This is a genomic window from Xanthomonas prunicola (genome assembly GCF_002846205.1).
Classification (GTDB): Bacteria; Pseudomonadota; Gammaproteobacteria; order Xanthomonadales; family Xanthomonadaceae; genus Xanthomonas; species Xanthomonas prunicola.
The window spans coordinates 1-3,092 of record NZ_PHKV01000041.1 but is presented as its reverse complement, the minus strand read 5'-3'; the positions used below and the strand labels follow the sequence as shown (position 1 = coordinate 3,092).

The 3,092-nt window shown below is 51.1% G+C and carries 4 protein-coding genes; 3 read left to right on the top strand and 1 reads right to left on the bottom strand.

What is annotated here, in order from left to right; genetic code table 11:
• The 3 genes from XpruCFBP8353_RS22880 to XpruCFBP8353_RS22875 all read left to right on the top strand — a co-directional run.
• On the top strand, positions 1-637 hold a 637-nt coding region (locus XpruCFBP8353_RS22880), incomplete at its 5' end, for an ATP-binding cassette domain-containing protein (protein ID WP_133125707.1).
• 106 nt (positions 638-743) lie between these two features.
• Positions 744-1,535 carry a hypothetical protein gene (locus XpruCFBP8353_RS23620; protein WP_126952882.1) on the top strand — a complete coding sequence of 264 codons (792 nt, stop codon included), beginning with the start codon at positions 744-746 and terminating at the stop codon, positions 1,533-1,535.
• 41 nt (positions 1,536-1,576) lie between these two features.
• On the top strand, positions 1,577-2,101 hold the full coding sequence (locus XpruCFBP8353_RS22875) for a hypothetical protein (protein ID WP_014089916.1): 525 nt from the start codon (positions 1,577-1,579) through the stop codon (positions 2,099-2,101).
• A 150-nt stretch (positions 2,102-2,251) separates the two neighbouring features.
• Here XpruCFBP8353_RS22875 and XpruCFBP8353_RS22870 read toward each other — a convergent pair.
• The coding region (locus tag XpruCFBP8353_RS22870; protein WP_101365245.1) for an MFS transporter at positions 2,252-3,092 on the bottom strand (841 nt) is incomplete at its 5' end.

Genomic DNA, 3,092 nt, shown 5'->3' with positions numbered 1-3,092 from the left:
AGGCCAGGTGATTGCAATTGTCGGGAACTCAGGCGTGGGTAAGACCACGCTCATCCGCGTTCTGGCGGGGCTTGAAGATCTTCAAGTCGGGGACTTCTTAGTCAATGGAGAGGATCTGCGGAAAGTCGGTAAGTCGAGCTACCGGAGCAAGGTCAGCATCGTCATGCAGGGAGACAATCTGTTGTCGGGAACGCTGTCGGAAAATATCTCCATGTTCGATGAGCACATTGATCAAGAGCGTCTTGTGCAGGCTGCGAAATTGGCATGCATCCACGACGATATTCAGCGTATGCCAATGGGCTTCAACACCAGAGTCGGCGACCTGGGAAATACGCTGTCAGGTGGTCAAAAACAACGGGTCTTCTTAGCCAGAGCCTTCTATAGGCGCACCAAGTTGTTGTTGATGGATGAGCCAACGACTGGGATTGATGAGCAGATGGGCATACAGCTGATGAAGAATATCAGGAGCATCGGCGCGACCACAGTCATTGTGACGCATGACAAGAACATCTCTCGGATGTGCGATATGCACTATCTCTTCGTGGGCGGAGCTCTAAGGCCCTTGATCAAAGAGCAGCCTAGCAAATTTGAACGGGACGAGGCCGGGGAAACGGCTGAGAAATCCAGCCAACAATGAGGGGTTGTAACGCTTATCAGAATAAATTCGAGGGAAAAGGCGGCAAGGCGCATTCAATGAAAAAAACGATCAGAAAAAAAATCTACTCACAGGATGGAGTGCTGTAATGAGAGAATTGACAAGCGAAGAGCTGTTCTTAGTCGCAGGTGCGGCAGCCGCTGCGGACGTCGATCCAAGCGAGCCGCCTACGCTGCCGCCAGTGGTTGTTAACCCGCCACCTTCGGGGCCACCGTCGCTTCCACCCTCTCCGCCGATCGAGTTCCCGACACCGCCTCCGGGAGGTGGTGGAGGTGGAGTGCCTAACCCATTAGACAAGAATACGACCACGGATCTTGGAGCAGAGGTTGATATTTTGGTCAACAAGTCAGCGACCTTAGAAGGACTTGTTCAGTTGGCGCAGGCGAAAGGTTTTCAAATAGCGACCACGGATACATATTCTCGGACCGATTATGCTGCTACGGGCGGCGGAACGGTTTACATCAAAACCTATGCCAACGCGAGTGACACCGCGTCCCAATTAACGCATGAATTAGGGCATTCACTTTTTGATGGGGAGTGGAATACTGTAACAGATCGAGCATCGGCCATTAATATGGGTTTGGCAACTGAAGGTGAAGCAACAATCTACTCCATTGCGGTCCAGAGAGAGCTTACCGCACAGGGTATTGGTTTTAACATTGCCGCAGATCCCGCCAATGTAGCTTCTTACAACGCCACATATGACGCATATAAAGCTGGCCAGATAGGCTGGGATGCCGCTTCAGCGCAAATCGGCGAGTCTTTCAGGAATGGCGAGCATATTGATGTGAATGGAACCCCGGATAATAAAAGTGATGATATTACCTATGAGCAATACTATGGGAACTATTGGGACAGTAGGAATCCCGCTGGGGGCTGATGACATAGTATGAGGATCCTGAATTTATGAGGGTGTCTGGCATGATGTTTTCGAAAAAAATGGCGTTTTTGGTAATTCTCAATTTTTCTGCGGCGATGAGTGTGCACGCTGAAAATAAGGATTCTCAATTGAATTTGGATGAGGTTGTTAGTAAATTTTATAATCCTGCTAAGCCGATCAACTATGAAACTTTCCGTGATATCGGGTTCAGTGATTTTCGGCAAGTGAGTTCAAGCCGGTCCTTGAATATTGCTTTTCGTTCAGCTGCATTGAAGACAAAGGATCAGTATGGAGTCTCCTTTGTTGAGTTCAGGGTTCCACCTGAGCTCGACAAAGGAGTGAGCTTTGCGTATATGGAATTGACGCCCGGACGTTGTTATGAGGTTTCTAAGATCAAGCAGAAATTTGCGCTCACTCCATATGTCCTGCCACCCAATCCCCATGCGCCACTCGCCGATGCCAGCAAGGAGGTCTTTTACAAAACCGATCTTGGTGAAACATCTGTGTATGTGAAAGCGAGTTCAAAGGGTGAGTGCTTGCTTGGGCTAACGAGAAGTCGAAACTAGGAGGTTTGCTGGCGCTAGCCAATTAGGCATCTATCTAATTGGCTAGCGCTGAGATAAGAAGCCGACAGGCTTGGCGTGAAACGATGAGTTCAAGCATTACATAGTCATAAGCAGCCGCTATGGGCTTTGGGAGGCGATTGCGTGATGTCACTACGGCTCGGGCCGCGCTCTGAGGGTGTTGCGAATGATGAGCGAGTAGACAAAGAGGGCAGGCACGCATGTCAAGCAGATGCCAATGAAAAACATGCCATAGCCCCGGATTTGTCCGTAGTGGGTTGTGAGATAAGCCACTGCAAGGCCTGAGAAGCCGGCAAGCACCCTGCCGAAGATCGAGTAGAAGCTGGTTAGCCAAGCGTAGTGCTCTCCTGCGCGTCCAAGCGTGACCAGCTTTGACATGTAAGCAACCAACGCGATGCCGGTATAGCTACTGGCAAGGTTTTGAAAAATAACGCTAGCCCAAAGCAGTTCAGCAGACCGCTCATTGGACGAAAGCAATGCAAGAACGAGGAGGGCAAGGGCTTGGAGAGCTGCGCCAACAAGAATGGTCGTGCTCAAAGACATGCGCTTCAAGCTAGTGCCTGCAGCCAAAATTCCGAGGAAGGCCGCTGGGATCCCAAGCCAAATATGCAGGGATCCGACCACTCTCTTTCCAATGCCAAGGGCATAGAAGAAAGGATTGATCATGGGACCCAGAAGAATATCCGGTAGGCGATAGCAGCCAATGAAGACGATGACCGCGATCCATCCTTGGAGCGTGGAGGGTCGAAGGGATATCAGCGTAGACCCCTGCTTCTTCGCACTCGCGCGATCTGGGGTGAGAGCGCTATCGGGGGCAGATCGCAGAAAGAGCGTTCCGCAGATCGGCACCAACATCAGGGGCAGCAGAATTGCATAAGCAACTTGCCAGGACAGCCGCGCTGCGAGCAAGAACACCAGACCGTCGCTCAACAGCAGAGCAATGCGGTAGCCAAATTGGTAGGCAGTGAGGAGC